24 protein-coding genes are annotated in these 22,700 nt (G+C 66.1%); 10 read left to right on the top strand and 14 right to left on the bottom strand.

The window, feature by feature from the left end:
* Positions 1-6: 6 nt before the first annotated feature.
* Positions 7-1,695 (bottom strand): M14 family zinc carboxypeptidase, encoded by a 1,689-nt coding sequence (locus ASC94_RS06095; protein WP_056392344.1) that lies wholly within the window; start codon positions 1,693-1,695, stop codon positions 7-9.
* Between the two features lie 103 nt (positions 1,696-1,798).
* Entirely contained in the window at positions 1,799-2,362 is a 564-nt protein-coding gene (locus ASC94_RS06090; protein ID WP_056392340.1) for an NADPH-dependent FMN reductase, read from the bottom strand.
* 213 nt (positions 2,363-2,575) lie between these two features.
* On the opposite strand from ASC94_RS06090, the gene ASC94_RS06085 reads away from it, so the two are divergent.
* Positions 2,576-3,583 carry an alpha/beta hydrolase gene (locus ASC94_RS06085; protein ID WP_056392339.1) on the top strand — a complete coding sequence of 336 codons (1,008 nt, stop codon included), beginning with the start codon at positions 2,576-2,578 and terminating at the stop codon, positions 3,581-3,583.
* Positions 3,584-3,589: 6 nt separating this feature from the next.
* On the opposite strand, the gene ASC94_RS06080 is transcribed toward ASC94_RS06085, so the two are convergent.
* Complete coding sequence (locus ASC94_RS06080) at positions 3,590-4,522, bottom strand: LysR family transcriptional regulator (protein ID WP_056392337.1); 933 nt, start codon at positions 4,520-4,522, stop codon at positions 3,590-3,592.
* Between the two features lie 89 nt (positions 4,523-4,611).
* Between ASC94_RS06080 and ASC94_RS06075 the strand changes: the two genes are divergently transcribed.
* The gene (locus ASC94_RS06075; RefSeq protein ID WP_056392487.1) at positions 4,612-5,226 is read left to right on the top strand and encodes a glutathione S-transferase family protein; all 615 of its coding nucleotides are present in this window, start codon (positions 4,612-4,614) and stop codon (positions 5,224-5,226) included.
* A gap of 1 nt (position 5,227) precedes the next feature.
* On the top strand, positions 5,228-5,545 hold the full coding sequence (locus tag ASC94_RS06070) for a multidrug efflux SMR transporter (protein WP_056392335.1): 318 nt from the start codon (positions 5,228-5,230) through the stop codon (positions 5,543-5,545).
* Positions 5,546-5,654: 109 nt separating this feature from the next.
* Here ASC94_RS06070 and ASC94_RS06065 read toward each other — a convergent pair whose 3' ends face one another.
* The gene (locus ASC94_RS06065) at positions 5,655-7,811 is read right to left on the bottom strand and encodes a S46 family peptidase (protein ID WP_056392333.1); all 2,157 of its coding nucleotides are present in this window, start codon (positions 7,809-7,811) and stop codon (positions 5,655-5,657) included.
* Positions 7,812-7,992: 181 nt separating this feature from the next.
* Positions 7,993-8,262 (bottom strand): GlsB/YeaQ/YmgE family stress response membrane protein, encoded by a 270-nt coding sequence (locus ASC94_RS06060; protein ID WP_056392331.1) that lies wholly within the window; start codon positions 8,260-8,262, stop codon positions 7,993-7,995.
* Between the two features lie 249 nt (positions 8,263-8,511).
* Between ASC94_RS06060 and ASC94_RS33980 the strand changes: the two genes are divergently transcribed.
* Both ASC94_RS33980 and ASC94_RS06050 read left to right on the top strand, forming a co-directional pair.
* Complete coding sequence (locus ASC94_RS33980) at positions 8,512-9,087, top strand: glycine zipper 2TM domain-containing protein (RefSeq protein WP_056392330.1); 576 nt, start codon at positions 8,512-8,514, stop codon at positions 9,085-9,087.
* Between the two features lie 39 nt (positions 9,088-9,126).
* On the top strand, positions 9,127-10,275 hold the full coding sequence (locus ASC94_RS06050) for an acyl-CoA dehydrogenase (RefSeq protein WP_082616284.1): 1,149 nt from the start codon (positions 9,127-9,129) through the stop codon (positions 10,273-10,275).
* Positions 10,276-10,297: 22 nt separating this feature from the next.
* Here the strand turns inward: ASC94_RS06050 and ASC94_RS06045 are convergent, their stop codons facing one another.
* Positions 10,298-11,176 (bottom strand): NmrA family NAD(P)-binding protein, encoded by an 879-nt coding sequence (locus ASC94_RS06045; RefSeq protein ID WP_056392329.1) that lies wholly within the window; start codon positions 11,174-11,176, stop codon positions 10,298-10,300.
* A 125-nt stretch (positions 11,177-11,301) separates the two neighbouring features.
* Between ASC94_RS06045 and ASC94_RS06040 the strand changes: the two genes are divergently transcribed.
* On the top strand, positions 11,302-11,877 hold the full coding sequence (locus ASC94_RS06040; protein ID WP_056392327.1) for a TetR/AcrR family transcriptional regulator: 576 nt from the start codon (positions 11,302-11,304) through the stop codon (positions 11,875-11,877).
* Complete coding sequence (locus ASC94_RS06035) at positions 11,877-12,434, top strand: TetR/AcrR family transcriptional regulator (RefSeq protein WP_056392324.1); 558 nt, start codon at positions 11,877-11,879, stop codon at positions 12,432-12,434. Before ASC94_RS06040 ends, ASC94_RS06035 begins: the two co-directional genes overlap by 1 nt.
* Positions 12,435-12,477: 43 nt before the next feature.
* On the opposite strand, the gene ASC94_RS06030 is transcribed toward ASC94_RS06035, so the two are convergent.
* The 4 genes from ASC94_RS06030 to ASC94_RS06015 all read right to left on the bottom strand — a co-directional run bounded on the left by ASC94_RS06030 (position 12,478) and on the right by ASC94_RS06015 (position 16,465).
* Positions 12,478-13,164: a glutathione S-transferase family protein gene (locus ASC94_RS06030; RefSeq protein ID WP_056392322.1), complete on the bottom strand. Its 687-nt coding sequence runs from the start codon at positions 13,162-13,164 to the stop codon at positions 12,478-12,480.
* Between the two features lie 83 nt (positions 13,165-13,247).
* Entirely contained in the window at positions 13,248-14,960 is a 1,713-nt protein-coding gene (locus ASC94_RS06025; protein ID WP_056392321.1) for a long-chain-fatty-acid--CoA ligase, read from the bottom strand.
* Positions 14,950-15,456 (bottom strand): helix-turn-helix domain-containing protein, encoded by a 507-nt coding sequence (locus ASC94_RS06020; RefSeq protein WP_056392319.1) that lies wholly within the window; start codon positions 15,454-15,456, stop codon positions 14,950-14,952. The genes ASC94_RS06025 and ASC94_RS06020 overlap by 11 nt, the downstream gene beginning before the upstream one ends.
* 67 nt (positions 15,457-15,523) lie before the next feature.
* Complete coding sequence (locus ASC94_RS06015; RefSeq protein ID WP_056392316.1) at positions 15,524-16,465, bottom strand: HD-GYP domain-containing protein; 942 nt, start codon at positions 16,463-16,465, stop codon at positions 15,524-15,526.
* Between the two features lie 305 nt (positions 16,466-16,770).
* On the opposite strand from ASC94_RS06015, the gene ASC94_RS06010 reads away from it, so the two are divergent.
* Entirely contained in the window at positions 16,771-17,859 is a 1,089-nt protein-coding gene (locus ASC94_RS06010) for an AraC family transcriptional regulator (RefSeq protein ID WP_082616283.1), read from the top strand.
* 54 nt (positions 17,860-17,913) lie between these two features.
* Here ASC94_RS06010 and ASC94_RS06005 read toward each other — a convergent pair whose 3' ends face one another.
* The gene (locus ASC94_RS06005; RefSeq protein ID WP_056392313.1) at positions 17,914-19,263 is read right to left on the bottom strand and encodes an ATP-binding protein; all 1,350 of its coding nucleotides are present in this window, start codon (positions 19,261-19,263) and stop codon (positions 17,914-17,916) included.
* Complete coding sequence (locus ASC94_RS06000) at positions 19,260-20,000, bottom strand: response regulator (RefSeq protein ID WP_056392310.1); 741 nt, start codon at positions 19,998-20,000, stop codon at positions 19,260-19,262. The genes ASC94_RS06005 and ASC94_RS06000 overlap by 4 nt, the downstream gene beginning before the upstream one ends.
* Before the next feature lie 159 nt (positions 20,001-20,159).
* On the opposite strand from ASC94_RS06000, the gene ASC94_RS05995 reads away from it, so the two are divergent.
* The gene (locus tag ASC94_RS05995) at positions 20,160-20,900 is read left to right on the top strand and encodes a cytochrome c biogenesis CcdA family protein (RefSeq protein ID WP_056392308.1); all 741 of its coding nucleotides are present in this window, start codon (positions 20,160-20,162) and stop codon (positions 20,898-20,900) included.
* A gap of 1 nt (position 20,901) precedes the next feature.
* Complete coding sequence (locus ASC94_RS05990) at positions 20,902-21,429, top strand: thioredoxin family protein (RefSeq protein ID WP_056392306.1); 528 nt, start codon at positions 20,902-20,904, stop codon at positions 21,427-21,429.
* A 123-nt stretch (positions 21,430-21,552) separates the two neighbouring features.
* Here the strand turns inward: ASC94_RS05990 and ASC94_RS05985 are convergent, their stop codons facing one another.
* Positions 21,553-22,122 carry a YceI family protein gene (locus ASC94_RS05985; RefSeq protein ID WP_056392302.1) on the bottom strand — a complete coding sequence of 190 codons (570 nt, stop codon included), beginning with the start codon at positions 22,120-22,122 and terminating at the stop codon, positions 21,553-21,555.
* Between the two features lie 25 nt (positions 22,123-22,147).
* Positions 22,148-22,699: a YceI family protein gene (locus tag ASC94_RS05980; protein ID WP_056392299.1), complete on the bottom strand. Its 552-nt coding sequence runs from the start codon at positions 22,697-22,699 to the stop codon at positions 22,148-22,150.
* Position 22,700 lies beyond the last annotated feature (1 nt).

Genomic DNA, 22,700 nt, shown 5'->3' with positions numbered 1-22,700 from the left:
GATCGCTTACAGGATCGACAGCACAGGATAGCGGCGCCATTCCGGTTCGGCGTGCCGCTTGCCATTGTGGAAGATGAAGTGCAGCACCGCGTCCTGGTCGGACAGCAGGGCCGGATTGGCCAGCTTCCACGCCTCGAACTTCGCCTTCAGTTCCGGTTCGGTCTCCAGCATCTCCAGCGCCAGGTCCTCGAAGACGTAGTCCGAGAAGGCTTCCTTCTTTTCCAGCACGCTGTTGAAGAAGCCCCAGCGGAAGAAGCTGTCGTGGCCTTGCGGCTCCAGCGTCTCCACCGCGTAGCGGGCATGGTCCTGGTCCAGCGGCACGATGTAGTCGCCCACGTTGAGCTGGAAGGTGCCGGTGCGCGCTTCCACTTCCACGCCGTCATGGAACATATGGCCTTCGTAGGCGGTGGGGCGCGATTGCACGGAGGCGATGTGGTAGTACTGCGCTTCCACCGTCCTGGCAGCGTCGACGCGGGTCATCTGCACGCCGTTCCACTGCAGGCGCTCGATGGCTTCGCGCCACTGCTGCGGCACCACGTAGGCCTTGGGCGCGCGCACCGTAACGCTGGCGGGGAAGCTGTTGTAGTAGGCGATATCCTTTTCCCACGCCTGGCTGCGGTCGTAGGACAAACGGGTGTAGTTGCCGATCACGCTGGGGTGGCGCCTGGCGGCGTAGCCCTTGAAGCGGAAGGTGGCGGGATTGTTCTCGTCCATTTGCCACATCACCGGCCAGGCGGCCTGCTTGCGGCCTTCGGCCTTGGCTTCGGCGCGCAGGCGCTTGATCTCGGCGCCGTGCTGCACGGTGAAGGCCAGCGTGGTTTCCACCAGTGCGCGCATGGATTCGTAGCGGTCCGCGAAAGGCTTGAGCATGTGCGTCTCCGGCATGAAGCCGATCACGTGGTGCAGGGCCGCGAAGCCGGTGGAGAAGCGCGGAATCTCCAGGAACTCGGCGATGCCGTCGTCCGGCGTGTCCTGCACCGGGTTGACGTAAGGGCAGGTGGGCCAGCCGCGCTTGTCCATCTCCGCGTAGATCGCGGGCAGCATGGTGTTGCGCAGGAAGGGGCCGAGGCCGTAACCCAGCTTGTCGGCCTGGGTGTGGATCAAGGTCATGGTGTACGGGTAGTCGGCACCGTTGGAGGTGTGGGTGTCCACCATTACATCCGGCTGCCAGGTGGCGATCAGCTGGTTGAACAGCTTCGCGTTCAGGCTGTCGCACTTGACGAAGTCGCGGTTCAGGTCCAGGTGGCGGCTGTTGCCGCGGAAGCCGAATTGCTCCGGGCCGTCCTGGTTCACGCGCGAGGTGTTGGCGCGGTTCAGGCAGCCGTCCACGTTGTACACGGGGATGAACAGGAACACGGTCTCGCCCAGCGCGGCCAGCCTGGCCGGGTCGTAGCAGAAGTCGCGCACCATGGCCATGCAGCTGTCCACGCCTTCCGGCTCGCCCGGGTGGATGCCGTTATTGTTGAAGAACACGGTGCGGCCGGCGGCCTTGATCTCCTCGCGGCCGAACACGCCGTCCGCGCTCACCACGCCGCGATGCACGGGAATGCCGCCGTCAGATACGCCGATCTGCTCGAAGCGCAGCACCTGCGGGAAGCGGCGCGCCAGCTCCTCGTAGAAGGCGATGCAATCGGTCCAAAGGGTGGTCTGGTTACGGTTGCCCCGTTCGTAGGGCGTGAGCATTTCTGGGTGCATGGCGTCTGGATCTCAGAGGTATGGTGGTGAAGGCGCGCCGGGTAGGCGCTGGATCAGAGCCGAATTGTAGCACCGGGGCGGCGGGGCCCGCCCCGGCTGCGCGTTACGCGGGGGCGTTCTTGTCCACCCAGGCCGCGTAGGCGGTGATGAACTTGCGCAGCACTTCGCGGGTCTGGTCGTTGTTGACTTTGCCGTCCTCGCCCAGCATCTTGGTGGCGCCGCCGATATAGGCTTCCGGCGCGGGCATGGTGGCCACGTTGAGTGCCACCAGCGACTGGCGGATGGCGTGGTTGGCGCCGAAGCCGCCCACGCCGCCCGGCGACACCGTCACCACGCCGCCGGCCTTGCCGCTCCAGATGCTCTTGCCGGGCGGGCGCGAGCCCACGTCCAGTGCGTTTTTCACGGCTGCCGGCATGGAGCGGTTGTACTCCGGGGAGACGATCAGCACCCCGTCCACCCTGGCCAGCGTGTCGCGGAACGTGGTCCAGGCGGCGGGCGGCTGGCCTTCGTCGTCCAGGTCCTGGTTGTACAGGGCCAGGCCGCCGATGTCGACGACCTCGAATGCCAGCGAAGTGGGCGCCAGGGCGATCAGCTCGTGGGCGAACTTGCGGTTGATGGAATCCTTGCGCAGGCTGCCGATCAGGACGGCGATTTTCTTGGTGGACATGGAGCTTTCCTTTGATTGGTGAATAGGCAAGCCTGACTTTAGCGCAAGTGCCCAGCTTCAGGCAGATGATAAAAATAGCTTGCTATTAAATCGCGCGCTATGTATTATTCATCCCATGCAGCGACAACAACGTTGCCTAGCCTTACTGAGCAAGTAGTGCACTATCTAATAGCTAGCAATATAGCCAACCAAAAACCAACTAAAGGAAATATCATGCGCGCCACCAAATCCCTGATCGCAGCTTCCCTGGCCACCCTGATCGCTTCGAGCGCCTTCGCCGGCGGCCTGCCGGGCGTGGAAGCCAAGACCGCCAAGTTCCTGACCGCCCTGGAAGGCGGCCAGCCGCTGGAGACCATGACCCCGGCCGCTGCCCGCGCGGTTCTGGAAGGCGCGCAGAAGGGCGCCAAGCTGCCGGCCGCCGACGTGTCGCGCAAGACCATCACGGTGGACGGCGAGGAGATCAAGCTGGTGATCGTGCGCCCCGCCGGCAGCAAGGGCACGCTGCCCGCCTTCATGTTCTTCCACGGCGGTGGCTGGGTGCTGGGCGACTTCCCCACCCATGAACGGCTGATCCGCGACCTGGTGTCGGGCTCCGGCGCAGCTGCCGTCTACGTCGACTACACCCGTTCGCCGGAAGCAGGCTACGGCGTGGCCATCAAGCAGGCCTACGCCGCCACCAAATGGGTGGCCGCACACGGCAAGGAAATCCAGGTGGACGGCAGCCGCCTGGCGGTGGCCGGCAACAGCGTGGGCGGCAACATGGCGGCGGTGGTGGCGCTGATGTCCAAGGATAAAGGCGAACCGAAACTGCGCTCGCAGGTGCTGCTGTGGCCCGTGACGGACGCCAATTTCGACACGCCGTCCTACCAGCAGTTCGCCGACAATCACTTCCTTACCAAAAACATGATGGTCTGGTTCTGGGACAGCTACACCAGGGACGCCGCCAAGCGCAAGGAGATCTACGCGTCGCCGCTGCAAGCCACGCTGCCGCAGCTGCAAGGCCTGCCGCCGACCCTGATCCAGACCGCCGAATTCGACGTGCTGCGTGACGAGGGCGAAGCCTACGGCCGCAAGCTGGACGCAGCCGGCGTGACCGTGACCACGGTGCGCTACAACGGCATGATCCACGACTTCGGCCTGCTCAATCCCCTGAGCGATGTGGATGGGGTGCGTGCGGCGATGAGCCAGGCGTCGCAGGAGCTCAAGGCCCGCCTGAAGTAAATAGATCTACCCCAGCGCTGCACCCAGGTCCTCGTACAGGAACTGGGTCAGCGCCTTGATGCGCGCGGTGTCTTTCAGGTCGCGGTGCGTCAGCACCCACAGGCCGGTGTCGAAACGCGGATCGGGGTCGGCAACGCGCTGCAGGCGGCGCTCCGGGTCTGCCAGGTGGCACAGCAGGGGCGCCATGCCGATGCCGTCGCGCGCCGCGTCCACCATGGCCAGCAGGCTGTCCACCCGCAGGCGCACGCGCTCGGGCGGTACCTTGCGCGCCAGCCAGCGCGCCTGCTCCAGGTGGGCCAGTGAGTCGTCCAGGCCGATCCAGTCGTGCGCGGCCCAGTCCTCCGGGGCGGCGCTGGAAGCGCCCATGCCGACGCCGCCGCCCAGACCGCGCCTGGCAGCAGCCTTCAGGTAGCTGTGCGACGCATAGATGGCGCTGGACAGCGCGCCGAGGCGGCGGCCCACCAGCGTATCCGGCGGGCTGTTGGACGGGCGCAGCGCCACGTCGGCCTCGCGCCGGTTCAGGTTGAGGAAGGCGTTGTTCAGCACCAGCTGGAAGCGCACGCCGGGGTGGCGCTGCTGGAAGCGCGCCAGGCTGGGCATGAGCAGGCTGCGCGCCAGCGTGTCCGTGGTGGTGATGCGGATTTCGCCCTCCAGCGCCTGGTCCTGGCCACCCACGGCGCTGCGGGCCGAGGCGATCTGCTCCTCCACGCCGGACAAGCGGGCCTGCAGCGTTTCGCCCGCTTGCGTCATCGTGTAGCCGGACTGGAACCGCTCGAACAGGCGCACGCCGAGCGCGCGCTCCAGGCTGTCCAGGCGGCGCAGCACGGTGGAGTGGTTCACGCCCAGTTCGCGCGCAGCGGCCGACACGCCGCCGCCCCGGCCCATGGCGCCGCTCAGGGCGATGAAATAGCGCAGGTCTTCCCAATCCATGTTGTGCATTTTTGCAGAACCATTTGGCAGTTTTTGCCAATTTTAATGCGTTTTCGCAGAACCTATACTGGCTCCATCAATTCACCAGGAGCCGCACCATGATGACGCTGTACACCGCCGACACCCCGAACGGCCAGAAGATCACCATCGCCTTGCAGGAGCTGGAACTGCCGCATGAAGTCCGCCTGCTGGACCTGAGCGCCGGCCAGCAGCACCAGCCGGACTTCGCGGCCATGAGCCCCAACCACAAGATCCCGTTGCTGGTGGACGGGGGGCAGGCCATCTTCGAATCCGGCGCCATCCTGATCCACCTGGCCGACAAGGCCGGACGCCTGCTGCCGAAAGATGGCGCGGCGCGCAGCACGGTACTGCAATGGCTGTTCCTGCAAGTGGCCAGCGTAGGGCCGATGCTGGGCCAGCTGTGGTGGTTCCGCCATGGGTCTTGCGGCGAGCCGCGCAACGAGCAGGCGCTGGAGCGCTACGGCCGCGAAACGCGGCGCCTGTACGGCGTGTATGAGCAGCGGCTGGCCGCCGGCGCCTGGCTGGCGGGTGAGGACTACAGCATCGCCGACATCGCCACCTGGCCGTGGCTGGCCTCGCACCACGAACTGGGGCTGGACATGGCGGACTACCCGGCGGTGTCGGCGTGGCTGGAGCGCATAGCGCAGCGTCCCGCCACCAAGCGCGGCATGGCGCAAGCGAAAGGGCAGTGACATGGCCTGGGCGATCCTGCTGGCTGCCGCGGTGGTCGATATCGCCATGGCGGTGGCCCTGAAATACGCCGACGGCTGGACCCGTTTCTGGCCCAGCGTGGCGGGGCTGGTGTTCGCCAACGGCGCCATCGCCCTGCTGACGATAGCACTCAAGCAGCTCCCGGTGGGCACGGCGTTTGCGGTTTTCACCGGGCTGGGTGCGGCCGGCGCCGCGCTGATCGGCATCGCCGCCTTCGGCGAAAGCGCCAGCCCCCTGCGCCTGCTGCTGATCGCCGCCATCATCGCCTGCATCGCCGGGCTGAAGCTGGCACCTGCCTGATGCATTGGCGCCTTCCTGATCGAGCAGGCGAAAAAAAGCCACGCGGGCAGTCGGGCGCGCGTGGCTTTCAAAAGGCGGGGAGTGACCGCCCTGAGTTAGACGCCGATGTTTACTCGGCGCCCATTTCTTTCAACAGGTTGTCAGCCTTGTCCACGTGCTTCATGTTCCACAGCATATAGCGCAGGTCGACCTGGATGTCGCGGGTGTTGGCGTTGTTGAAGTCCCAGTCCGAAATGATGGAGTCCAGCGTGCCGTCGAAGGCCAGGCCGATGAACTCGCCCTTGGCGTTCAGGGCGGCCGACCCGGAGTTGCCGCCGGTGATGTCCAGCGTGGCCAGGTAGTTCACCGGCACCGATTTCAGCACCGGATCGACGTACTTGCCGAAGTCCTTGTTCTTGATCGCGTCCAGCTGGGCTTTCGGCGCGTTGAACTCGCCTTCGCCGGTGGCTTTGGCGGCCACGCCTTTGACGGTGGTGAACGCGGTCCAGGCGGTGCCGTCGGCGGTACCCCATGGGCGGCCGGCGATCTTGCCGAAGGTGACGCGCAGGGTGCTGTTGGCGTCAGGGTAGACGGCCTGGCCCTTGGTCTTCATGTAGGCGATCTTGGCCTTCATGTAGCTCGAATAGGCTTGCTGCAGGCTGCCCGCCAGCTCTTCCTCTTCCGCTTCTTCCTTCATCGCCACCTCATACATGGCCACGGCGGCCTTGATGAAGCTGTCGTTCGACGCCTGGAAGTCGGCCGGCTTCTTGCCCAGCCATGCCTTGCGCTCGGCCGCGTCGCCCAGCTTGCTGCCGGCGTACAGCTTGTCCACCGCTGCCTTCAGCGCGGCGGCGTCCATGCCGTCCACGATGCCGATGGCGGCGTCCCAGTTGGCATTGCGCTCGGCCTTCGGCATGGCGGCGTACTTGGCCAGGTGGTGCAGTACCAGCGCCTTGTCCACCTTCTCGTCGTAGTTGCGCACCAGCGCGGCCACCGACGCTTCAATGCGCTTCAGGTCGCGTTCCTGGTAGCCGGCCTTGCGCTCCACGTCCGGCTTTTGCGTTTCATTGGCCAGGCGGTACAGGGTGCGCGCCGTGTTCAGCAGGCGCGGCTGCGAATAGCTCAGTTCGAACTCGCGCTTGACGTTGGCGTCGCGCTTGGCGATCAGCTCTTCCACCTGGGCGATGCCGGCCGCGTATTCGGCCTTGCGCTTGGCGTCGCTGTTGACCCAGGCTTTCAGCTCTTCATGCTCCTTGGTCTTGCGGGCCAGGAAGTCGCTGCCGGCGTAGGAGTCCAGCATGCCCTGGCGGTTCTTGTAGTAGTTGTTGATGTTGGCAACCTGGCCGGCGTATTTCAGTGCGCTGTCCTTGTTGTCCTTGGTCTCTGCGGCGATGATGGCCAGGTTGTCGCCCGACGCCTTCACGAACTGCGGATAGTTCCAGCCGAAGGTGAAGTCCACTTCCGACGGCAGGCGGTGGCGGTTGGTGCGGCCCGGATAGCCGGCCACCATGATGAAGTCGCCTTCCTTCACGCCTTCCTTGGCCAGCTTCAGCACGTGCTTGGGCACGTAAGGCACGTTGTCCTTGCTGAAGTCGGCGGCCTTGCCGTCCTTGCTCACGTAGGCGCGGTAGAAGCCGTAGTCGCCGGTGTGGCGCGGCCACATCCAGTTGTCGGTGTCGCCGCCGAACTTGCCCACGCCGGCCGGCGGCGCGTGCACCAGGCGCACGTCGCGGATTTCCAGTTGCTTGATCTTGTAGTATTCCAGGCTGCCGTAGTAGGCGGACACGGTGCAGCGGTGGCCCTCGTCCTTTTCGCACTCGGCCACCATGGCCTTCTGGTTCTTCTCGATCGCGTCGCTGCGCTTCTTGCCGTTCAGCCTGGCCACTTCCGGGGTGATGATCTTGGCGGTGACGTCCACCACTTCCTTGGTCACGAAGATGCGCGTGCCGGGCGTGGCCGGCACTTCATCGGCGAAGTTCTTGGCCAGGAAACCGTTGGCCAGCAGGTCGTTCTGCGGCGTGGAGTTGTGCGCCACGCTGTTGTACACGCAGTGGTGGTTGGTGGCGACCAGGCCTTGCGGCGACACGAAGGAAGCCGAGCAGCCGCCCAGGCTGACGATGGCGCCCATCGGGAACTCGGTCAGCTGGGTCAGTTTGGATGGATCCAGCTTCAGGCCGGCGGCTTTCAGTTGCTTGGCTACTTGTGGCAGCTGTTGCGGCATCCACATGCCTTCGTCGGCGTGGGCTGCGGTGCTCAGGATGGCGAGCGCGATCAGGGTTTTGTTCATTGAATAGGACACTCAAGGGGCGGAAAAATGCCGAGTATCCTGTCGGTGTGCAATTACGTCAACGGTATTCTTAGTTGCTGTGCACAAAAAGCCAACGTCTGACGTTGGCTTTTTGATAATTCCTGCTGGTGGCTACTACTCGTGGCTACTACGTGTAGCTACTGCGTGTAGCGGGAGGACCTTAGCGCAAACGGCCCCTGAATATCAGGTTGACGACCCCCAGCAAAATAACTGCGCCCAGGAACGAGACCAGCAGCGACAGGGCGCTGAAATCGTCCGCATTGATGGTGCCTGCGCCGAACAGCGGCGAGAGCAGCCAGCCGCCCAGCAGGGCGCCGACGATACCAACTACCATGTTGAGCAAGATGCCTTGCTGTGCGTCGGTCTTCATGACCATGCTGGCAAGCCAGCCGATAATACCGCCGATCACGATCCAGATAATGAAGTTCATGTTGATCCCCCTTTACAGTTGACTGACAGGCTAGCCCGGCCGGGCTGACCCTTGGGGCTATTCTCGGTGGGAAGGGAAGGGCAGTCCGTGCGCCAGCGTACGCAGGCCGTAACGGGGCGCCGCCTGCGCGCAACATTGCCGCGCTTACATTTGATTACTCAGGAAACACTTTTCCAACAGCCGGCTGCGTTTCTGGCGCGTTATCTCCAGTATCGGCGCACCTGAGCGCCTACCTTACGGAGAACAAAAATGGAAAACACCTCGACCAGCAACCGCATCCACCCGCTGATGGCAGTCGCCGCCGCGTCCGTCACCATCGCCAGCCTGGTTGGCGCTGCCGCCTTTGCCGGCTTGCTGCCCGGTTCGAAAAGCAGTGTGGAAACAGCAGCGGCCACGGCCGTGCAGGGCAGCGCGCCGGCCGAACTGAGCACCACCGCCCCGGGTGCCATGCCCGCCGCCAATGCGCTGGCCGCGCAGCCCGCAGTTTCTGCTCCCACTCCTGCTCCCGCGCCTGCCCCGGCCCCGGCCCCCAAGCAGGTCGTGCATCACAAGACCGTGGTGCACCACGAGTACGAGAAGCCGGCCCCCGCCGCGCAGCCGGCACCGCAGGTAGCTCAGCAGCAGGCGCCGGCCCCGGCTGCGGCGCCGCAGAATAGCGCAGTGGGCATCGGTATCGGCGCCGTGGTGGGCGGCCTGGTGGGCAACCAGGTGGGCGGCGGCAAAGGCCGCACGCTGGCCACGGTGGCCGGCGCCATCGGCGGCGGCTACATCGGCAACGAGATCGCCAAACGCAACCAGGCCGCCCCGGCGCCCGAGCAGAAATAATGCGAGAATGCTGGGCTTAGCTACTGCGCCTGGCCCAGCATGACCGATTCCGCCGCACCTCCAGTTGCACCCTCCGCATCCCCTTCGGCTGCGGACGGCCGCCACAGCGTACCCCTGGCCGCGCGCGACGCGCACCGCATCGCGCGCCACGCCGCCGCCGCGGACGCGGCGCGCTTCCTGCATCCCGTCCAGCAAGCCTTGCTGCACCGGCGCGGCTGGCTGAAGATGCTGGCGCCGCGCGCCTGCGGCGGCGCCGAACTGGCCTTGCCGGACGCGGTGCGCCTGGAGGAAGCGGTGGCCGCCGTCGACGGCAGCATGGGCTGGGTGCTGACCCTGTGCGCAGGCGCCGGCTGGTTCGCCGGCTTCCTGCCGCCGGCCACCGCGCGCGCCATTGTCGGCACCCGGCGTGTCTGCGTTGGCGGCAGCGGCGCCCCCACCGGTCATGCCGACCTGGAAGGCGACGGCTACCGCATCAGCGGCCGCTGGGACTACGCCAGCGGCGCGCCCATGGCCACCCATTTCACCCTGAACGCGGTGCTGCGCGAGCACGGCCAGCCGCTGCTCGACGCGCAGGGCGCGCCGCGCATCCGCGCCTTCATCGTGCCGGCCGCGCGGGTGCGCATGGTGCCATCGTGGGGCAGCGTCGGCATGCGCGCCAGCGCCTCGCACAGCTACCGCATCGACGGCCAGTGGCTGCACCGCGACCACGGCTTTACCATCAGCCCGGCCACCGCCACGGCGGACGGCCCGCTGTACCGCTTCCCGTTCTATTCGCTGGCGTTCGTCACGCTGGCCGCCAACATGGCGGGCATGGCGGCACACTTCCTGCAACTGGCGCGGCCGGCCATCAGCCGCCGCAAGCATTCGATGTCCGGCCTGCCGCTGCTGGAAGCGCCCGGCGTGGCGGCGCTGCTGGCAGCGAGAGAGCATGCCTTCGCCGCCGCGCGCAGGCAGTTCTACGCGGGGCTGGACCGCGCCTGGGCACTGGTGGCGGCCGGCGCGCAGCTGGGCGCGGCCGACATCGCCGGCCTGCAGGCCACCTCGCTGGCGCTGGTGGCCGCATCGCGCCAGGCGGTGGACGAGCTGTATCCCTACTGCGGCCTGTACGCCGCCCACGAAGCAAGCGACATCAACCGCGTCTGGCGCGACTTCCACACCGCCAGCCAGCATTCGCTGCTGCTGCCCTGAGACTGAAACGCGCCTGCGTCGTTCAGTCGAATGCGGCGCGGTGCTTCGCAACGAACTGCTGCACCGTCATCGGCGGCATGCCGGTGAGCTTGCCGATCACGCTGTCCTCGCCTTCGAACACGCCGTTGCTGCAGTCGGCCGCCACCTCGCACAGGTGCTGGATGATGTGCGGCCACAGCCCGCTGGCGGCCAGGCGCCGGCTGTATTCCTCCATGCCGATGGGCTGGTAGCGCACGTCGCGCCCCAGCACCTCCCCGACTGCCGCGGCAATGCCGTGTTCATCCATTTCTACCGGCCCGTTGAGCACATAAGTCTGCCCCCGGTGCGGCGCGGGATCGGCCAGGATGGCCGCGATAACGCGGCCCTGGTCCTCGGCCGCAATGGGCGCGTGGCGGCCGGCGCCGAACGGCAGCTTGATTATGCCGTCGCTGCGCAGCTCGGCCCGCACGTGCGGGTACAGCAGCCACTCGGCGAAGTAGGTCGGCCGGATGTGCGTCACGCCCGCGCCGGACCAGTCGAACACGCGCTCGGCAATCCAGTGGTCGCGCGCCGCGTTGCTGAGGGAGTCGCGGCGCGCCGATATCTGCGACATGTTGACCACGGCCTCCACGCCCGCTTCCCGCATGGCCTGCGCAAAGTAGGCCGTGGCCTGCACCAGCCCGTGCTTGATCGGATAGATGAAATAGGCGCCGGCGATGCCGTCCAGCGCAGCGCGCACGCTGCCGATATCGAGCAGGTCGCCCAGCACCACTTCCACGCCACGCGCGCGCAGCGCGGCGGCGCGCTCGCCGTCGTTGTGTACAAAGGCCCGCACCGCCAGGCCGCGCGCCAGCAGCGCGTCCACGGTGTAGCCGCCGGTGTGGCCGGTCGCGCCGGTCACCAGGTATTTTTTTGCGTTCATTGCTGTTCCTTTATCAAGCACCGCCATCGTGAAATTTAGATGTCGCGTGAAATCCAATTAGATATCAGGTAACATCTAAATGTCAAGCGGCGGGTCTGCCGCGGTTTTTGAAAGATGCACAGGCAATGAGGAAATCGAGAGCGGAAACGGCGGCCACGCGCGAGCGCATCGTGGAGGCGGCGGCCGGGGAATTCCGCCGCAACGGCATCGGCGCCACCGGGTTGAGCAATCTGATGGGTGCCGCCGGGCTGACGCACGGCGGCTTTTACAAGCACTTCGCGTCGAAGGAGCAGGCGGTGGCGGAGGCGTGCGCCTATGCCATCGGGGAAATCGGCGAGAAACTGGGTGCGGCCATGGACAAGCGCGGCGCCAGGCCGGCGCTGCATGGCGCCATCAATGCCTACCTGTCGGTCGAGCACCGCGATAACGCCGCCGGCGGCTGCCCTTTCGCGGCGCTGGGGGCCGAGCTGGCGCGCGGCAGCGAAGCCGTGCGCGACACCGCCAGCGCCGGCCTGGAAGAGTTGATTGCGCAGTTCGCAGCGCGCCACGCGGAGCCCGGTTCCGCGCAAGCCTCCACCGAGGCGATGCTGGCCTTGTCGTCCATGATCGGTGCGCTGGTGCTGTCGCGCATTGTCACCGACGACAAGCGCTCCAGGGACATCCTCAAGCAAATGCGCTTGCACCTGACGGAAGGCGGCTGATGGATACGCGTGAACAGATCATGGCGGCGGCGCGCAAGATGGTGCAGGCGCGCGGGTACAATGCACTGAGCTTCCGCGATATCGCCGCCAGCGTCGGCGTCAAGAGCGCCAGCGTGCATTACCACTTCCCCACCAAGGGCGACCTGGGCGCCGAGCTGGCGCGCCGCTACACGGCGGACGGCGTGGCTTACCTGGACGAACTGCTGGCATCCGGCGCGGACTGGCGCGCCATCCTGCGTCAGTACACCGGCATCTTCCGGGCCGCGCTGGAGGATGGCAACCGCATGTGCTTGTGCGGCATCATGAGTGCGGAAAATGAAGACCTGCCGCCCGAGGTACGGCAGGAAGTGGACGCGTTCACCGAGGCCAACCTGGCCTGGCTGGCGCGCCTGCTTGCGACGCGCCGGCCGCGCACCAGCGCCGCCATGGCGCAGCAGCGCGCCATGGCGATCTTCGCCGCCGTGGAGGGGGCGCAGCTGGTGGCGCGCGGACGCGGCAGCCCGGCCGTGTTCGACGCCATCCTGGACGGCTACGAACAGGCCGGGCTGTTCAGCTAAGGACCGAGCCAAGGCCTGAACTAAGGCCTGAGCCAAGGCACGTTCAGAAGCCCAGGCGCTTCAGGTCTTCCGCTTCGAAGCCCTGGCCGCTGCGCTGCTTCACGCTTGGCAGCTCGTGCACCCTGGCCTGCCAGGCCAGCAGTGCGGTGCATTCCGCCGGCACCGCCAGGCCCGCCGCGCCGGCGAACATCAGGCCCGCTGCCACGGTGATGTCGGCCATGGAGAAGCGCTCGCCCGCAACGAAGGGCTGCGCGCGCAGCACGCCGTCGAAGTAGTGCATGCCGCGCAGCGCGCGTTCGCCCTCCTGCTGGCCCCATTCGGCGCGCGCCCCCCATTGCGGGCGCTTGTGCGCCTGCAGCGCCGCGCCCAGGCCCGGCGTGGCGTGGTGGAAGTAAATCCCCACCGGGTCGAGCAGCTCGGATTCCGCGCGCCGCTGCATCATGTGGATCAGCCCTTTTTCACGCGGCGTTGCGCCGGTGAGCACCGGCTTGCCGTCGAGATTGTCCAGGTACTCGGTGATGGCCGTCGATTCGGACAGCACGGTGCCGTCGTCCAGTTCCAGCGCCGGGATCACGCCCAGCGGGTTCTTGGCCAGGTAGGCGGGGCTTTTGTGTTCGGCGCCGATCAGATCCACGCTGACAAACTCCACCAGGTGCTCCAGGCCTTTCTCGGCCAGGACGATGCGGATACGGGCGGCATTGGGGAAGCCGGAACGGTCATACAGTTTCATCATTCACTCCTAGGTTGTCTATCTATCGATAGGTAGATAGTGCGGCGATAGTACGCCAGGAATTTAGATGTTGTCAAACATATTTATGCGTCGGCCACCGCTTCCCCGGCGCGCAGCTCGCGGCGCAGGATCTTGCCGACGTTCGATTTCGGCAGCGCGTCGCGGAACTCGATGTGCTTGGGCTTCTTGTAGGCGGTCAGCTGCGCCTTGCAGTAGTCCATCAGCTGCTCCCGCGTGAGCGAGGCATGGCGGCGCACCACGAACAGCTTGACCGCCTCGCCCGAGACCGCGTCCGGCACGCCGATGCAGGCGCATTCCAGCACGTCCGGGTGCGCCGCCACCACGCCTTCCACTTCGTTGGGATAGACGTTGAAGCCGGACACCAGGATCATGTCCTTCTTGCGGTCGACGATCTTCACGTAGCCGCGTTCGTCCATCACGCCCACGTCGCCCGATTTGAAGTAGCCGGCCGCCGTCATCACCTGCGCCGTGTCGTCGGGACGGTTCCAGTAGCCCGCCATCACCTGTGGGCCGCGTATCGCGATTTCGCCCGGCTGGCCGTGCGGCAGGGGCTGGCCGTCGTCGTCCAGGATGACAACGTCGGTGGACGGCACCGGCAGGCCGATGGTGCCGGAAAACTCCGCCTGGCCGGGCGGGCAGAGGGTGGCAGTGGGCGAGGTTTCGGACAGGCCGTAGCCTTCCAGGATGGCCACCCCGGTCACGCTGCGCCAGCGGTCGCTCACCGCCTTCTGCACCGCCATGCCGCCGCCCAGCGTAATGCGCAGGCCGGAAAAATCCAGCTGTGAAAAGCCGGGCTGGTTCAGCAGGCCGTTGAACAGCGTGTTCACGCCGGGGAAGAAGTTCACGCGCACCGTGGCCAGTTCCTTCACGAAGCCGGCCATGTCGCGCGGGTTGGGAATCAGCAGATTGGTAGCGCCCCAGCGCGCGCCCATCAGCATGCAGGCGTTCAGCGCCAGGATATGGTACAGCGGCAGCGCGCACACGGTCACCAGTTCGCCGTCCGCCTGCGCCTGGCGCAGCGCCGGGCCGGCCCAGGCATCGTTCTGCAGCATGTTGGCGATCACGTTGCGATGCGTGAGCGTAGCGCCCTTGGACAGGCCGGTGGTGCCGCCGGTGTACTGCAGGAAGGCGATGTCGCTGTGGCCCAGCTGCACCGGCCGCAGCGCCGTCCGCGCGCCCTCCCTGAGCGCTTGGCGGAAGGGCACGGCGCCGGGCAGGCGGAAGGCCGGCACCATCTTCTTCACCTTGCGCAGCACCAGGTTGACCAGTGTGCCCTTGAGTGTGCCGAGCAGGTCGCCCATGGCGGCCACCACCACGTGCCGGATGGCGCCAGGCGGCATGCCGGCCAGCACCTGTTCCAGCGTCACCGCGAAGTTTTCCAGGATGATGATGGCTTCGGCGCCCGAGTCCTTGAGCTGGTGCGCCAGCTCGCGCGGCGTGTACAGCGGGTTGACGTTGACCACCGTGCAGCCGGCGCGCAGGATGGCGGCCACCGCCACCGGGTACTGCGGCACATTGGGCATCATCACCGCCACCCGCGCGCCCTTGCCCAGGCCGCGCTGCTGCAGCCACGCGGCCAGGCTGCGCGAATAGGTGTCCATCTGCGCGTACGTCATGGCGCTGCCCATGCACAGGTAGGCTTTGCGCGCGGCGAACCGGCTGAAGGATTCGTCGAAAAGCTGCACCAGCGAGCTGTATTGGGCCGGGTCGATGGTGGCGGGAACGCCGTCGGGGTAGGACTTGAGCCAGTGCCGGGCGTGCAGTTCAGGATGCATTTTTTATCGTCTCCTCTCGTATCCGCATCAATGCGTGCGTGCTGTCATCGGCTCCGGGGCCGGCCACCGTATCGATCTGGTCCGGCATCAGCTGGTGTCCGCCGGCCGACAGGATGCCCACCCCAGCCACCGGCAGCCCGGTGGCGCGTTCCACCATGGTCAGGCGCGCGCCCTTGGGATTGGGCGCCCACTGCTCGCCCCACAGCGTCATCGCGGCCAGGATGGGGTAGAGCGTGCGGCCCTTGTCGGTAAGCAGATAGTGGATCACGCGGCCATCGTCCGGCGCCGGCTGGCGCAGCATGATGCCGTTGTCGACCAGGCGGTTCAGGCGCTGGGTGAGGATGCTGGTGCTGATGCCCAGGTGCTGCTGGAATTCCTGGAAGCGGCGCATGCCGCAGAAGGCGTTGCGCAGGATGACGAAGGTCCACCATTCGCCCACCTGCTCCAGCGTCTGGGCGATGGGACAGTTCTTGTCGGCGAAGGAGGTTTTGCTCATGGTGGTGGCATGTCTGGCGCTTTGCTTGGCGCTTTGCTTGGCGCTTTGTTTGGTGAATTGACAACGACTATAGTAAATTCACTTCGGTAACGCAAGTGAAATTTGCGGCAGGCGTGATGCCCAGGCAACGCACGAAGGCGGCGAACACGGCGGGGTCGAAATGGCCTTCGCGGGTCCAGGCGGCCATGCGGCGCAGCGCGTCCGGCGGGCTCCACGGCGCCTTGTAGGGGCGCTGCGAGGTGATGGCGTCATACACGTCGCACACGGCGCCCATGCGCGCCTGCAGGCTGATGGCGTCGCCGCGCAAGCGGGACGGGTAGCCCATGCCGTCGTAGCGCTCGTGGTGGTGCAGGCACACGTCGGCAACCACGGCGGACAGGCCGCCGGCCGCGTTCAGCAGGGCGTGCCCGGCCACCGGGTGCAGCTTGACCGCTTCGAATTCGGCGGCGCTCAGGCGGTCGGGCTTGTTGAGGATCTCGGCCGGCACCGTGGCCTTGCCGATGTCGTGCAGCAGGCCGGCCAGGCCGCACTCGCGCACCGCGGCGCGGTCCATGCCCATGTGCTGCGCCAGCGCCACCATCAGCGCGCACACGGCCACAGAGTGGCTGTAGGTGTAGTCGTCGCTGCTGCGCAGGCGCACCAGGCCCAGCATCGCGCCCGGGTTGTGCGCCACCGAAGCGACGATGTCGTCCACCAGCGGCAGCGTGGCCGACAGCGCGGCGGGCAGGGCGGCCGCGTCGCCAGCACGCACCTGCTTGAACAGGGCCAGCACGGCGGCGCGCGAGCGCTCCACCAGCGCGGCGGCTTCGGCCAGCTCGCCGCCGCCGGCAACGCCCTTGGCGGTGTCGATCCACAATTCTTCCACCGCGCTGGCCTGCAGTTTGGCCAGCATGGCGGCGTCGCGTATCAGGAATGAGCGGGCCCAGAATGGATGGTGGTACCAGCTGCCGCACAGTTCCTGCACGTACATGCCGACGCGGGCCTGCCCGCGCGTGATTTTCTTGAACATATCCGGGATCTTTCAGGCATCAGATCAGAATCAAGGCGATCACAAGCAAGGCCCAAAGGCAGCCTCTGATAAAAATCATCGAATTGATCTATTGCTAAAGCGTCAGAGTGGAATACTACTTAGCGATTTAATGAGAAATGTAAAATGCGGCTTACAATTTATGAACTTGTTAAGCGCGGGTGATATAATTTTTTCCTGAATCAGTTGGCGCTGAATTGCAAAATGACCAATATACTTCCTTTTGGGAAACGTTCATAGGTCATAGCCGGACATTCTTCAGGTCAATTCAGGACAGGTATAGAGAGATGAATCAGTCAGTCAAGTCAAGCCAATTGCTTCAGGACTCCAGCCCGTCCCCCGCAGGTGCCGCCCCTTACAGCCACGGCGTGCGGTTCTACCCGGCTCACGCGGTGGTGTTCCTGCTGAACCAGCTGGCGCTGCGCGGCGTGCCGTCGCAGCAGGCCCTGGCAGGCAGCGGCATCAGCGCCGAAGAGATCGGCGTGGCGTCGACCCGCTTTTCCGTGCTGCAGATCCTGGCGGTGATCCGCAACGCGATCCTGCACGCGCCAGCCATCTCGCTGCAAGTGGGCACTTGCTTCAACGCGTCCGCCTGCGGCATCCTGGGCTTTGCCATTCTCAGCAGTCCCAACCGCACAGCGCTGCTGCACACCATCCTGAAATACAACTGCCTGATCGACCCGCTGACCAAGCTGCGCTATGCCGGCAGGGAAGGCTGGGCAATATGGGAGGTGGAACCCAATCTCGCTTGCGCGCCCACCGATCCTTTATACCGCTTTGTTGTCGAATTAAAAATGTCGTGTTTCCGTGCGATGACCCGGGATTTATATGGGGACGATTTTCAATTCAAGAGAATCAGCTTGCGCTTTCCGGCGCCGCCGCATGCGGGCGATTATATGGCGATATTTAACTGCGATATTTTGTTTAATCAGCCAAAAAATGAAATCGTTTTCAAGGAAATACTAGCTGGAAAAGACCGGCCGGAAGCCGACGCTATCACGCACGCGATGATGCTGGAATTGTGTGAGCAGTCCCTGCAGAAGATGACGCGCAATGCCACGGCGGCCGGGGCGGTGCTGATGATATTGCTGGGCTGTTCGGGCGTATATCCCAATATTGAGGAGATCGCGCGGGAACTGGCTGTGAATGCCCGTACCTTGCGCCGCCGGCTGGAAGCGGAGGGCACCAGTTATAGCGAGATCCTGTCGCGCCACCGCATGCAACTGGCGCTCAGTTATTTAAAGACCAGCGACCTGAATAATAATGAAATCGCGGCGCGGCTCGGTTATAGCGACGCCACCAATTTCAGGCGCGCCTTTGTTTCGTGGGCGGGGGCGCCGCCCAGCCACTTCCGTCCCGCCGTGCCGCCGCCCTAGGCGCAGCCAGGCAGGCAGTCAGGCACGCGGCCAGGCACGCATTCAGGCACGCAATCAGGAGCGCAAAACCAGGCGCGCCTCCAGGCCGCCGCCGGGGCGCTGGTGCAGGGTCAGCTTGGCGTCCATGGCGCGCGCCAGCTGGCGCGCGATCGCCAGTCCCAGTCCCGTGCCGCCGGTGCCCCGGTTGCGCGACGTCTCCAGCCGCACGAAGGGCTCGAACACCGCCTCCAGCGACTCGGCCGGAATGCCGGGACCGCGGTCCAGCACGGAAATCGCCAGCTCGCCCGCCTGCGGCGCCACCTGGATTTCCGCCGCGCCGCCGAACTTGAGCGCGTTGTCCACCAGGTTGCCCAGCACGCGGCGCAACGCCTGCGGCCGCGCCGTGAGCGCCGCGCCGGCCTTGCCGTGCAGGCTTACGTCGTGGCCCGCGTCGCGATAGTCGGCCAGCATGCTGTCGAGCAGGGCGTCGGGATCGATGCGGCGCGGCTCTTCGCCGGTGCCGTGCAGCGTGCGCGCGTAGGCCACGCCTTCCTTGACCAGCGTTTCCATCTCCTGCAGGTCCTGCTGCAGCTTGGCGTGCTGCGGCGCGTCGTCCATCATGTCCACTCGCAGGCGCATGCGCGTGATCGGGGTTTGCAGGTCGTGCGAGATGGCGGCCAGGATCTGCAGGCGCTCGGTCATGTAGCCGGCGATGCGGTCCTGCATGGCGTTGAAGGCGCGTGCCGCGCGCGCCACTTCGGACGGGCCGTCTTCCGCCAGCCGTTCGGCTTTCAGGTCCGGCCCCAGCGTGTCGGCGGCCTGCGCCAGCTGGTGCAGCGGCCGGGTGGCCAGGCGCACGGCGGCCCAGCAGCAGCCCGCCAGCACCGCCAGCTGCAAGGCCAGCAGCAGCGGCAGCCAGCGCGACAGCGGTATGCCGGGCATGGGCGTGATGTCGATGGTGAGCGGTGCGCCGTCGCTCAGGCGCAGGTGCACCTGCAGGCGCTCGCGCTCGCCCGGCACGGCGTTGGCGGTCAGCGCATAGTCGGTGCCGATGCCGTCCTTGATGGAAGCCGCCACGCGTGCCGACAGCGTGGCGTCCGGCGCCACGCCGGACACGCCCGGTTCCAGCATGAAGTGGTAGCTGCGGCGCGCCAGGCGCGGCAGCCAGGCCGGGCGCTCGGCGGCGGGCAGGCGGTCGAGCAGGGCCACCGAGCTGGCCACCTCGCGTTCGATGTAGCCCACCATGACGTTCATGGTGGCCTGGTTGCGCTCGGTCATGGTGAGCCAGAAGGAGGCGGCGTTGCCGGCCGCCAGGCCCACGAACAGGATCAGCGCCAGGCGCGCGAACAGGGAGCGCGGCCAGCGCAGCCGCGAGCCGGCGCCGGTGCCGGGGGCGTCGGCCTGGGCCTTGGCCGCCGCTGTCATTCGCGCCCCTCCAGCACCGTCACGGCGGCCGAGAACACATAGCCTTCGCTGCGCAGCGTCTTGATGTAGCGCGGCTCGCGCGCCACGTCCTTCAGGGTCTGGCGCAGGCGGCTCACCAGCAGGTCGATGGAGCGGTCGAAGGCGTCGGCCTGGCGGCCCTGGGTCAGGTTCAGCAGCTGGTCGCGCGTGAGCACGCGCTGCGGATGGTCGAGGAACACGCGCAGCAGGCGGTATTCGGCGCCGCTCAGCGCCACCATGGTGCCGTCCGCGTCGAGCAGGTGGCGCGCCACCGTGTCCAGCTTCCAGTCGCCGAAGCCCAGCACATGGGCCGCTTCCGTCACCTGCATATTCTTGGGCAGCATGCGCGCGCGGCGCAGCACGGCGCGGATGCGCGCCAGCAGCTCGCGCGAGGCGAAAGGCTTGGACAGGTAATCGTCCGCGCCCATTTCCAAGCCCACGATGCGGTCGGCTTCTTCGCTGAGCGCGGTGAGCATCAGCACCGGCACGGTGCGGTGCTTGCCGGCGCGCAGTTCGCGGCACAGCAGCAGGCCGTCCTCGCCGGGCAGCATCAGGTCCAGCACGATCAGGTCGGGCTCGCCCTGTTCCAGCACCGCGCGCATCTGGCGCCCGTTGGCCGCCAGCGACACGCGCATGCCGTTCTTTTCAAGGTAGGCAGCCAGCAGTTCGCGGATGCCCCGGTCGTCGTCGACGATGAGTACGTGGTCGGTATTTTCCATGCAGCCATGATAACCCAGCCGATTTGCTCCTTTGTATCCCTCTGTATCCGCTGCTGCGCCGTACACACTACATTGCAGCGGCGCGGCGCGCAGGACACAAGCAGGATACCTGCGGCGGGTCCAATGGAGCCTATCGAAACTCATCCTGAAGGCGGCGCCATGTACAACCTGCTCGAAACGCCCCTGGCCCTGCTGGCCGGTGTGGCCACCATCGCCTCGCCCTGCGTGCTGCCGGTGATGCCCATCCTGCTGGGCAGCGCGGCCGGCCAGCCCGCCGCCGGCAGCGGCAGTGGCAGTGGTAACCGCAGCGGCAACAGGCGGCCGCTCTACATCATCGCCGGCTTCATCCTTACCTTCGCTTCCTTCGCCATGCTGCTGGGCGCCGTGTCGTCGGCTGTGCATGCGGCGCAGGAAGCGCTGCGCAACACCGCCATCGCCATGCTGGCCATCTCCGGCCTGCTGCGCCTCTGGCCGCGTCCCTACGACTGGCTGGTGGCGCGCCTGCAGCATGCCCTGCCCGGCACGGGCTCCGGCTCCGGCCCGCGCGACGGCAACGCCGGCGGCTTCGTGCTGGGCATGTCGCTGGGTGCGGTGTGGACCCCGTGCGCCGGGCCGGTGCTGGCCTCCATCCTGGCGCTGGTGGTGCGCTCGCAGGACCTGGCCTGGTCGGCGCTGCTGGTCACGCTGTACGCCGTGGGCGCCGCCATCCCCATGCTCGGCATCATCTACGGCGGCCAGTACGCCACCGCCAAGGTGCGCTTCGTGGCGCGCCACGCCGGCCGCCTGCAGCAGCTATTCGGCGTGCTGGTGATCGCCACCGCCGCGGCCATCTACCTGCAATACGACATCCTGTTCTACGCCAAACTCGCTTCCGTTTTCCCTACCCTGAAAGGACTGTGACATGAACATCCCACGCACCCTGGCGCTGGCCGCCGCTTCCGCCGCCATCGCGATTGCCAGCGGCGGTGCCCTGGCCGGACCGCTGAAAAACCCCACGCCAGCACCCGAATTCACCGGCATCGAGAAATGGCTCAACAGCGACGCGCTGACGGTGCAGCAGCTGCGCGGCAAGGTGGTGCTGGTCGACTTCTGGACCTACACCTGCATCAACTGCATCAACGTGCTGCCGCACGTGAAGTCCTGGCACGACAAGTACAAGGACCAGGGCCTGGTGGTGGTGGGCGTGCACACGCCCGAATTTCCCTTCGAGCGCAGCACCGCCAACGTGCAGACCGCCATCAAGCGCTTCGACATCCGCTACCCGGTGGCGCAGGACAACCGCTACGCCACCTGGGGCGCCTACCACAACCAATACTGGCCGGCGCTGTACCTGATCGACCGCAGCGGCAAGGTGGTCTACACCCACTTCGGCGAAGGCCAGTACGGCCAGACCGAGGCCGCCATCCAGTCCCTGCTGGCGCAAAAATAGGGCGGGCAGGGCGTGTAGGGCGGGTTAGCTCAGCGTAACCCGCCATTGCGTGCAGCACGGCGGCCCATAAAAAAAGCCCCCGCAGCACAAGGCAGCGGAGGCTTTTGAGTGGAGCGCCCAGGCTTAATCGGCCTTGATCGCCTCCACCTGGATCGCCAGTTTCACTTCCGGCGAGAAGTTCGGCAGGCCGTAGTTCAGGCCGAAGTCGCTGCGCTTGAATTCAGCGGTCGCATCGGCGCCGCACACCTCACGCTTGTAGCGCGGATGCATGATGCACTTGAATTTGCTCACGTTCAGGGTCACCGGCTTGGTCACGCCCAGCAGGGTCAGGTTGCCTTCCACCGCCACCAGCTTGTCGCCGTCAAACTTCATCGACGTGCTCTTGTAGCTCACCTGCGGGAACTGCTCGACGTTGAACATTTCAGGCTTGCGTGCGTGGGCGTTCATCGCTTCCAGGCCGAAGTCGATGGACTTGGCGTCGATCACGATGTCCAGGCTGCCCTTCTTGGCTGCACGGTCCAGTTCCACGGTGCCGGTGGTCTTGCCGAACTTGCCGCGCCATACGGACAGGCCCATGTGGTCGGCCTCGAAGCTCGGGAAGGTGTGGTTCGGGTCGATGTTGAAGGTTTCGGCAGCCATGGACGAACCGGCGGTGGCGGCGATCAGGGCGGCGATCAGGAACTTGAATTTCATTGTGTCTCCGTGCAAAGGGGGATTTTTACTGGGCTACTACGTGGAACTTGATCGTAACATCATCGGCCACCATGCCGGTGTCCTTCCATTCGCCTTCGCCGATGTTGAAGGCCAGGCGCTTGATCGGCAGAGCGCCGTCGAACACCTGGTTCTTGCCGTCGGCCTTGACGGTCAGCGGGAAGCTGACGTCGGCGGCCTTGCCCTTGATGGTCAGCTTGCCGGTGACGGTCAGCTTGCCGGGGCCGGCGCTCTTGATGGCGGTGGACGTGAAGGTGGCTTTCGGGAACTGGGCCGAGTTGAACCATTCTTTCTTGGCCACTTCCTTGTTCATGTCGGCGTCGCCCAGGTCCATGCTGGCGGTCTCGATTTCCACGGTGGCCTTGGAGCTTTCCGGCGCGGCCGCGTTGTAGTCGATGACGATGTTGTGCTTCTTGAATTTGGATTCGATCGGCACGTTCATCTGCTTGAAGGTGGCCGAGACGGTGGACTTGGCCGGATCGGTTTTCAAGACGGCGGCGCTGGCGGCCAGGGTCAGGCCCAGCAGGGAAACGAGTACGGCGCGGTGCGTGGTGTTCATG

This window comes from Massilia sp. Root418 (genome assembly GCF_001425265.1).
Lineage (GTDB): Bacteria > Pseudomonadota > Gammaproteobacteria > Burkholderiales > Burkholderiaceae_D > Rugamonas.
The sequence above is the reverse complement of the archived record's forward strand: the minus strand, read 5'-3'. Positions and strand labels throughout refer to the sequence as shown.

What these genes read in the sequence shown, in the direction of transcription:
- ASC94_RS06095 (WP_056392344.1), bottom strand. Translation starts at nt 1,695, where the DNA reads ATGCACCCAGAAATGCTCACGCCCTACGAACGGGGCAACCGTAACCAG.
- ASC94_RS06090 (WP_056392340.1), bottom strand. Translation starts at nt 2,362, where the DNA reads ATGTCCACCAAGAAAATCGCCGTCCTGATCGGCAGCCTGCGCAAGGAT.
- ASC94_RS06085 (WP_056392339.1), top strand. Translation starts at nt 2,576, where the DNA reads ATGCGCGCCACCAAATCCCTGATCGCAGCTTCCCTGGCCACCCTGATC.
- ASC94_RS06080 (WP_056392337.1), bottom strand. Translation starts at nt 4,522, where the DNA reads ATGCACAACATGGATTGGGAAGACCTGCGCTATTTCATCGCCCTGAGC.
- ASC94_RS06075 (WP_056392487.1), top strand. Translation starts at nt 4,612, where the DNA reads ATGATGACGCTGTACACCGCCGACACCCCGAACGGCCAGAAGATCACC.
- ASC94_RS06070 (WP_056392335.1), top strand. Translation starts at nt 5,228, where the DNA reads ATGGCCTGGGCGATCCTGCTGGCTGCCGCGGTGGTCGATATCGCCATG.
- ASC94_RS06065 (WP_056392333.1), bottom strand. Translation starts at nt 7,811, where the DNA reads ATGAACAAAACCCTGATCGCGCTCGCCATCCTGAGCACCGCAGCCCAC.
- ASC94_RS06060 (WP_056392331.1), bottom strand. Translation starts at nt 8,262, where the DNA reads ATGAACTTCATTATCTGGATCGTGATCGGCGGTATTATCGGCTGGCTT.
- ASC94_RS33980 (WP_056392330.1), top strand. Translation starts at nt 8,512, where the DNA reads ATGGAAAACACCTCGACCAGCAACCGCATCCACCCGCTGATGGCAGTC.
- ASC94_RS06050 (WP_082616284.1), top strand. Translation starts at nt 9,127, where the DNA reads ATGACCGATTCCGCCGCACCTCCAGTTGCACCCTCCGCATCCCCTTCG.
- ASC94_RS06045 (WP_056392329.1), bottom strand. Translation starts at nt 11,176, where the DNA reads ATGAACGCAAAAAAATACCTGGTGACCGGCGCGACCGGCCACACCGGC.
- ASC94_RS06040 (WP_056392327.1), top strand. Translation starts at nt 11,302, where the DNA reads ATGAGGAAATCGAGAGCGGAAACGGCGGCCACGCGCGAGCGCATCGTG.
- ASC94_RS06035 (WP_056392324.1), top strand. Translation starts at nt 11,877, where the DNA reads ATGGATACGCGTGAACAGATCATGGCGGCGGCGCGCAAGATGGTGCAG.
- ASC94_RS06030 (WP_056392322.1), bottom strand. Translation starts at nt 13,164, where the DNA reads ATGAAACTGTATGACCGTTCCGGCTTCCCCAATGCCGCCCGTATCCGC.
- ASC94_RS06025 (WP_056392321.1), bottom strand. Translation starts at nt 14,960, where the DNA reads ATGCATCCTGAACTGCACGCCCGGCACTGGCTCAAGTCCTACCCCGAC.
- ASC94_RS06020 (WP_056392319.1), bottom strand. Translation starts at nt 15,456, where the DNA reads ATGAGCAAAACCTCCTTCGCCGACAAGAACTGTCCCATCGCCCAGACG.
- ASC94_RS06015 (WP_056392316.1), bottom strand. Translation starts at nt 16,465, where the DNA reads ATGTTCAAGAAAATCACGCGCGGGCAGGCCCGCGTCGGCATGTACGTG.
- ASC94_RS06010 (WP_082616283.1), top strand. Translation starts at nt 16,771, where the DNA reads ATGAATCAGTCAGTCAAGTCAAGCCAATTGCTTCAGGACTCCAGCCCG.
- ASC94_RS06005 (WP_056392313.1), bottom strand. Translation starts at nt 19,263, where the DNA reads ATGACAGCGGCGGCCAAGGCCCAGGCCGACGCCCCCGGCACCGGCGCC.
- ASC94_RS06000 (WP_056392310.1), bottom strand. Translation starts at nt 20,000, where the DNA reads ATGGAAAATACCGACCACGTACTCATCGTCGACGACGACCGGGGCATC.
- ASC94_RS05995 (WP_056392308.1), top strand. Translation starts at nt 20,160, where the DNA reads ATGTACAACCTGCTCGAAACGCCCCTGGCCCTGCTGGCCGGTGTGGCC.
- ASC94_RS05990 (WP_056392306.1), top strand. Translation starts at nt 20,902, where the DNA reads ATGAACATCCCACGCACCCTGGCGCTGGCCGCCGCTTCCGCCGCCATC.
- ASC94_RS05985 (WP_056392302.1), bottom strand. Translation starts at nt 22,122, where the DNA reads ATGAAATTCAAGTTCCTGATCGCCGCCCTGATCGCCGCCACCGCCGGT.
- ASC94_RS05980 (WP_056392299.1), bottom strand. Translation starts at nt 22,699, where the DNA reads ATGAACACCACGCACCGCGCCGTACTCGTTTCCCTGCTGGGCCTGACC.